The sequence below is a fragment of the Streptomyces torulosus genome, assembly GCF_001419765.1.
Classification (GTDB): domain Bacteria; phylum Actinomycetota; class Actinomycetes; order Streptomycetales; family Streptomycetaceae; genus Streptomyces; species Streptomyces torulosus.
This window is the reverse complement of the sequence record NZ_LIRK01000845.1, coordinates 1-6,072: the sequence shown is the minus strand read 5'-3', so window position 1 is coordinate 6,072 and position 6,072 is coordinate 1. Positions and strand designations below refer to the sequence as shown.

5 protein-coding genes are annotated in these 6,072 nt (G+C 63.4%); 3 read left to right on the top strand and 2 right to left on the bottom strand.

Annotation, left to right across the window (positions count from 1 at the left end):
- Positions 1-88 precede the first annotated feature (88 nt).
- Both AOK23_RS48255 and AOK23_RS46275 read right to left on the bottom strand, forming a co-directional pair.
- Positions 89-427, bottom strand: coding sequence for a CU044_2847 family protein (locus AOK23_RS48255; RefSeq protein ID WP_157878310.1), 339 nt, complete (start codon positions 425-427; stop codon positions 89-91).
- A 19-nt stretch (positions 428-446) separates the two neighbouring features.
- Positions 447-3,404, bottom strand: coding sequence for a CHAT domain-containing protein (locus tag AOK23_RS46275; RefSeq protein WP_157878309.1), 2,958 nt, complete (start codon positions 3,402-3,404; stop codon positions 447-449).
- 567 nt (positions 3,405-3,971) lie between these two features.
- Here AOK23_RS46275 and AOK23_RS41215 point away from each other — a divergent pair.
- From AOK23_RS41215 to AOK23_RS41205, 3 genes are all read left to right on the top strand, one after another.
- The gene (locus AOK23_RS41215; RefSeq protein ID WP_055717530.1) at positions 3,972-4,607 is read left to right on the top strand and encodes a hypothetical protein; all 636 of its coding nucleotides are present in this window, start codon (positions 3,972-3,974) and stop codon (positions 4,605-4,607) included.
- A gap of 55 nt (positions 4,608-4,662) precedes the next feature.
- Entirely contained in the window at positions 4,663-5,550 is an 888-nt protein-coding gene (locus AOK23_RS41210; RefSeq protein ID WP_240496806.1) for a glycine betaine ABC transporter substrate-binding protein, read from the top strand.
- 68 nt (positions 5,551-5,618) lie between these two features.
- Positions 5,619-5,984, top strand: coding sequence for a hypothetical protein (locus AOK23_RS41205; RefSeq protein WP_055717529.1), 366 nt, complete (start codon positions 5,619-5,621; stop codon positions 5,982-5,984).
- Positions 5,985-6,072 lie beyond the last annotated feature (88 nt).

The following is a 6,072-nucleotide window of genomic DNA, read 5'->3' as shown; positions in this document are numbered from 1 at the left end:
AGGCACGGCGACAAGGCCGCCCCCGTCTCCCCAAGGACGGAGGCGGCCTTGTCGCCGTGCCTGGACACCCGTGTCGACCGGTGGGAGATCATGAGGCGGAGCGCGTCCCATTCCGGTACCAGGTAAGAGTGACGGTGAAGTTGGCTGTGGCACCCGCCGCTGCGATGAATGCGCCCGCCTCGGCGTGCATGTTGAGCCCGAACTCGACTTGGATCTCGTCGGGAGACTGCGCTGCGGCCTGCACGCGCCCGACAACGGCATGCATGGCAGGTTGCACGCGACCTATAGCATCCTCGAAGGAACGCTGGGCACGTTCGGAGACGCTAGGCTTTCGACGTCCGCGCGTCACCACTCCGGCCGACTGGTCACTGACCTCGACAAGTACAGTGCCGCCGCCTTCTGTAGCGAATTCCACGAGTCGCCCCATGGTTATCCTCATTCCCCTGTCAGGTCGGGATGACTTGAATTTTCCACACCGTTACGGCGCGTTGCGTACCAGTGACCAGACGACTACCGTCCGGACTGAAGGCCAACGAAACAACAGGATCTTCATGGTGTATCTTGCACAACAAATGCGAGTTCTCTGCATTCCATATGCGTGCTAGTTGATCTCCGCTACCGGTAGCGAGCCAGGCACTTTCAGGACTGAATTCGACCGCCGTAACAGGCGCACCATGAGCCAACTCGTAGACGTGGCCCGAGGTCCATAGATACGCTTTACCTTCCACACCTCCACCAGCGGCGGCACGTTTACCGTCGGGACTGTACGCGACTGAACTCAAGAAGCCTCTACGATCCTCAAAAACCTGCAAGCCAGTCTCGATTTCCCATACACTCAGTCCGCGCCCATCAGCGACGAGCAATCGAGTTCCATCCGGACTGAAGGTGACTGCTTGCACAAAACGCTGCTCGGCAGAGAATACCTCCTCGACCGTCTCAGCGTCCCAGACGTAAGCCGCGTCCTGGCCTCCAATGGCGATCCTCGAACCATCTCGATTGAAGTCTGCTGCGGTTACTTGCCCCCTGGTCGGCGCCTGCAGAAGTCTGCTTCCTGTATGGGCGTTCCATATCGAGAGGCCCTTCTTGGCTCTGCCGACAATGTGCCAGCCATCCGGACTGAAAGCCACCGTGTAGGGCGCACCCTTGCTTCCTGTCCGAATGTTCAGCCTCACCTTGCCGACCGTATCGAAGACACGAATGCGCGCCTCAAGCCGCATATCGACGGCTATCGATTCTCCGTCCGTTGCCCACACCACGGCTCCGCAGGGGGCCGCAATATCCACATCTCTTACCGCGAGGACAGTCGGTGATTCGCTCTCAGCGCGGCCACCCTGCGCCTTTCCCTGCCGCTTCAAGCACAAGGTACGACGCTGCATGCTGTCCCTATATCCCTCCCCCTCGGCCACGAGGATTTCATAATAGTTGACCGCGGCATCCCATTCCTCTGAGCGCTCGGACGCGCGGGCAAGGGCATATATGCCTTCCAAATACTCCGTACGTTGCTCTCTGGCTACTTCCTGACGGGCACGCGTGAACAGTCCGTCGCGATCAGCGGCACCCGGGACCAGGGACTCAAGTTTTTCACCGACCTCCAGCGCAGATTGCCAACGTCCTTCGCTCGCATGCTCTCGCAACTCCTTCTGCAGGCGGGACGCAGCCCGGCGATTCCTGCAGAGGTCGAGTCGCCAGACGCAATCGCGGTAATCCAAGCCACTCTGAACGATGTACTCATAGCAGTCGATTGCGGCATCCCATTCCTCGGAGTGCTCAGCCGCACGGGCCTGTACATACAAGTTACCCAGGTACTCCGCTCGCTGTACCTTTGCCACTTCCTGACGAGCCCGCGTGATCAGTCCATCGAGATCGTCGCCTGCCGGATCCAACTGGCAAATTTCCTCACCGAGCTCGAGCGCATCCTGCCACCGCATTTCGCTTGCACAGGAACGCAGTTTCTCCCAGAGGTGCGAGATGTACCGACGACCGCGGCAGAACTCGAGTCGCGCCACAGAATCCCGATACTCCGAGTCCCTCTGCGTGATCCGCTCGTAGCACTCGATGGCAGTGCCCCAACTGCTGGACTCCTCAGCCTCTGCTGCCCGGTCATAGAGCTTACTCAGCTGCGCCTCCCGGATAACGCGATGGCGCAACTTGATGGCATCACTGTTTTCCGGGTCACGAAAAAGCAAGTCGTCAAGCAACTCGGTGGCATCGCCGAAGTGACCCAACAGAAATTCCGTATGCGCCTCGTCATAGAGTCGACGCAGTCTGGCAGCGCGATTAGCACCCTTTTTCAGGTTCTGCGACCGGCCCGTCAAGTCGAACAGAGAATTTGCCTCGCCGTGAACATACAGTACTGGAGTGATCCACTCCAGGGAGTGACTGTCGCCGAGCATGGATATCCGTCCACTCCTGACGGCATCATCAACTCGACTACCGCACGCAAGCGACTTGTAGAATCCATGGGCGAACCGGACCGCAGCCCCGTCACTGACCGAGAACTGCATTGCCGCCACCGCGCTGATTCCGCGATCAACGAGAAGGGATCCCACGCTTGCGAATTTATCGCAGCCTCCGCCTTGAGCAGATGCACACGAATTGAGCACCATCAGCCTCGGATTTGGTTTGGCTTCCGTGAGAACAAGATCCGCCAAGCGAGACGCCTCTGCCTTTTCGGCGCCACCATTTTCACCCACCAACGCGATCCATCCCTTGTTGGATTCGACGTCGTAGTCACCATGCCCGATGAAATGGATGATGTGCCACGGACCACGGAGGAGACGGGTTTGCAGATTCGACCAGGTCGCGTCGAGCAACCAGTCAAGCTCGACCCGGCCTTCTGCGAACTGCTCAGTCAGCGCTTCTTCCAAACGACTGCGCTCGGCATCGCTGTCCAGCTCAGGCAGACCTTCCGGGGAGGCGATCACCGCCAAGATCCGCAATGGCGGCTGCACAGGCAAGACATTGGGTGTGTGCTCAGCGGCAAGATGTCTGACCACCGGCTCCTGTCGACACACGTACGAATTGGTCAGCGGATCGAACAGAGCCTCCCAGGGCAGGAGAGTCAACTCCGGTGGCTCCAGCCGCAGAATGATCTGCAAGCTCTCCTGTCGCTCTTTCGCCACGCCACGGCTCGCACGGTAGGCTCCCGCGACCGGGCCGGCGAACAGTGCGTCGAATAGTTGGCGTCCCACATTTTGTAGGGCCTGCTCAAGTTCCGGCACCGGATCACTTTCCGCGACGGAGCTGAGCACCACGTTCTCTAGATCGGGGCGCTGCGCCAGCAGTTCATCGACATCGAGTCGCAACCTCGCTCTCGGCTCCCCGCCCGCAGCGGACTTGAGCACCCGCACCTCGTACTGCCGCGGGTGAGGCTGGCAGATCTGCAGTTCCAGAACAGCGGGCATCGCCACCCCGTTTCTGGCACACCCACACGGCCGGGGCGTCTCGCAGAGTAACCATCATGGCGGAAAGCGGCCCGTCCGCCTCCCTGTCCATCATGCTGCGAGGGTCATCCATGTGCATGTCGGCCCGACGTTGAGCCTTCAGCACCGCAGGTAGCGGCGTGGATGGCGCGCCGTGACGCTCACAGATACGCGAGTTCAACAGCAGCCCGGCTGGCTGGCTGACCATCCGGCGGCTGCTCGGGAGGGGTCGGACAGCCGCAGAGGTTACCGGCCAGACGCTCGACACGATTCCTCCCCCGAACTGTGAGCCGCCTCCGATGCCGTTCTGATCAGACTCTGAGGGAAGACTGAGAGCATGCTGCGCAAGACGATAAGCGCTGCCGGAAATCCGAGATCCTCATGAATTCTGGGCAGTGCTTATTTTCATGCACGGACAGAAAATTCAGGATTCCCTCAGAATCGACCGGCCTTCCTTATCCTCTATTGACGGGGACACGATCTCCGCCCGATAGTTGTGCGCAGTCGGCGGACACCCCCCAAACTCCGCCCCTCCTCATGGAGCAATCAATGGCATTCGCGCACCGCGGAAACGGTTCGACTCGGCGTTTCCGCACCGCCGGGACCCTCGCAGCTCTGACCATGGGTGCCTCCCTGCTCGCGGCCCCCCAGGCATTCGCCGCCGGGCCCACCCAGGCCGAACTCCTCAAGGCGTGCGACTGGGCCAGCCTCTGCAACTTCCACCCGCAGAGCTACTGGGGCTACACCGGCCCGAAGCACCAGGTGGGGAGCACCGCCTACAACTGCGGCAGCAACACGAACCAGCACCGTATCGACTGGTCGGACACCACCACCGCCGCCAACACCGTCGGTGTCTCCGTCTCGGCGTCCTACAAGTTCTCGCTGGTCTTCGAGGCCTCCGTCGAGACCAGCTACAGCCACACCTGGGAGAACTCCCACACGGACACCGAGTCCAACACCATCAACATCTCGCCGCGCAGTGTCGGCTGGCTGGAACGCGGCACGTCGAAGCAGCAGGCAAAGGGCTGGTGGGAGATCCAGTTCAAGAACAAGTACTACGACCACTACGTCTGGTACATCTACGACTTCCAGCAGTCCGGATTCAACAAGGACAACCCGAAGTACGGATACGTCAACTTCAAGGACCGGAAGATGACGTCCGCCGAAATCGGCGCGCACTGCTGAACGGGCCGCATCGCTCGTCGTAGGAATGGTCATGCGTGATGCGAGGAATTCTTCCGTGATATCAAGGCTCCACAGAATTCATTCCCCGCTCGGAATTCTCGCCCTCGCGGTCTGCTCGCTCCTGCTGCTCTCCGGCTGCGCCGCCGGGCCGGCCGGCGGCAGCCGCGCCGGCCACGCGGAGCGCGAGCCGGCCGTGATCGGCACCGACGGCTCCGCCGAGAGCCGGGTCGTCGCGGCGATCTACCGCGAACTCCTCACCGCCGCCGGGCAGAGGGTACGGACCGCGGACACCGCGTACGTGTCCCCCACCCACACCGCCCAGGCCGTGGTGGACGGCGAGATCAGCATCGCGCCCGCCTACGAGAGCACCATGCTGCGCGCCCTGCCGGGCGGCCAGACCATGCCCGGCAACATGGAGGCGACGCTGAGCATGGCGCTGCCTCCCGGGATCGTCGCCCTGCCGGCCGCCGCGGCGCAGCGCGGGCTGGTCGTCGCGGTCACCGAGGCCACCGCCGACCGGTACGGGCTGCGCGGCCTCGACGACCTCGGCGCGGCGAAGGACCGTCTGACCCTCGGCGGCCCCGCCTCCGGCGATCCCGGCGCCCCGTCCGCCGCCGCCGTGAAGAAGGCGTACGGCGTCACCCTCACGCCGGCGGGGACCTCACGGACGGCGGACGTGCTGGTGCTGCGCAGCAGCGACACCGCGCTCGCCCGCGGCGGACTGGTCGTCCTCGGCGACCCCGAGTCCGTCGTCCCGCCCGAGCATGTCTTCCCGCTCATCAGCGCACCCGCCGTGGACGCGACCGGCAGGGCGGCCCTCGCCCGCGTCAACGACCCCTTGACGACAGGTCAGTTGGCCACGCTCGCCGCCTCGGTCGAGGCGGGCGAGGCTCCCGGCAAAGCGGCCAGGACCTGGCTGCGCACCCAGGGCCTGCTGCGCTGATCCCCCGTCATCCCCCCTCATTTCCGCTCACTCAGAACTCCCGCTCACTCAGAAATGGTGGTCCTCCCATGCGCAGCCTCAAGCGCAAGATCGCTGCGGCGGCACTCGTCGCGGGCACCGTCCTCGGCACGCTGGCGATCCCGGGCACGGCCTTCGCCGGCACCAAGAACGTCCAGCTCCGGATCTGCAGCGGCTCGAACGAGACCGTGAAGTTCTTCTTCGTCGGCGAGAACCAGTTCGGCGACTGGGTCGGCTCCCGATTCTGGGAGATCGCGCCGAAGGGCTGCACCACGGCCGAAGGCTACTGGTGGGTGGCCGGCCGCTCGGTGGAGTTCCACCACCGCAAGCCCAGCACGGGCTGGCGGTGGGAGCCCCGGCTCATCTCCGCGAACGACACCAGTGACGGCGCCACGTACGACCTGTGGATCGGCTGACGGTCAGCCGCCGACGGAGCTGACGGTCAGCCGCGGACGGGGTCGCGTGGGCCGCTCGTGGCGGTCCGCGGGGCTCCGTCGTCGGTCT

What these genes read in the sequence shown, in the direction of transcription:
- AOK23_RS41215 (WP_055717530.1), top strand. Translation starts at nt 3,972, where the DNA reads ATGGCATTCGCGCACCGCGGAAACGGTTCGACTCGGCGTTTCCGCACC.
- AOK23_RS48255 (WP_157878310.1), bottom strand. Translation starts at nt 427, where the DNA reads ATGGGGCGACTCGTGGAATTCGCTACAGAAGGCGGCGGCACTGTACTT.
- AOK23_RS41205 (WP_055717529.1), top strand. Translation starts at nt 5,619, where the DNA reads ATGCGCAGCCTCAAGCGCAAGATCGCTGCGGCGGCACTCGTCGCGGGC.
- AOK23_RS46275 (WP_157878309.1), bottom strand. Translation starts at nt 3,404, where the DNA reads ATGCCCGCTGTTCTGGAACTGCAGATCTGCCAGCCTCACCCGCGGCAG.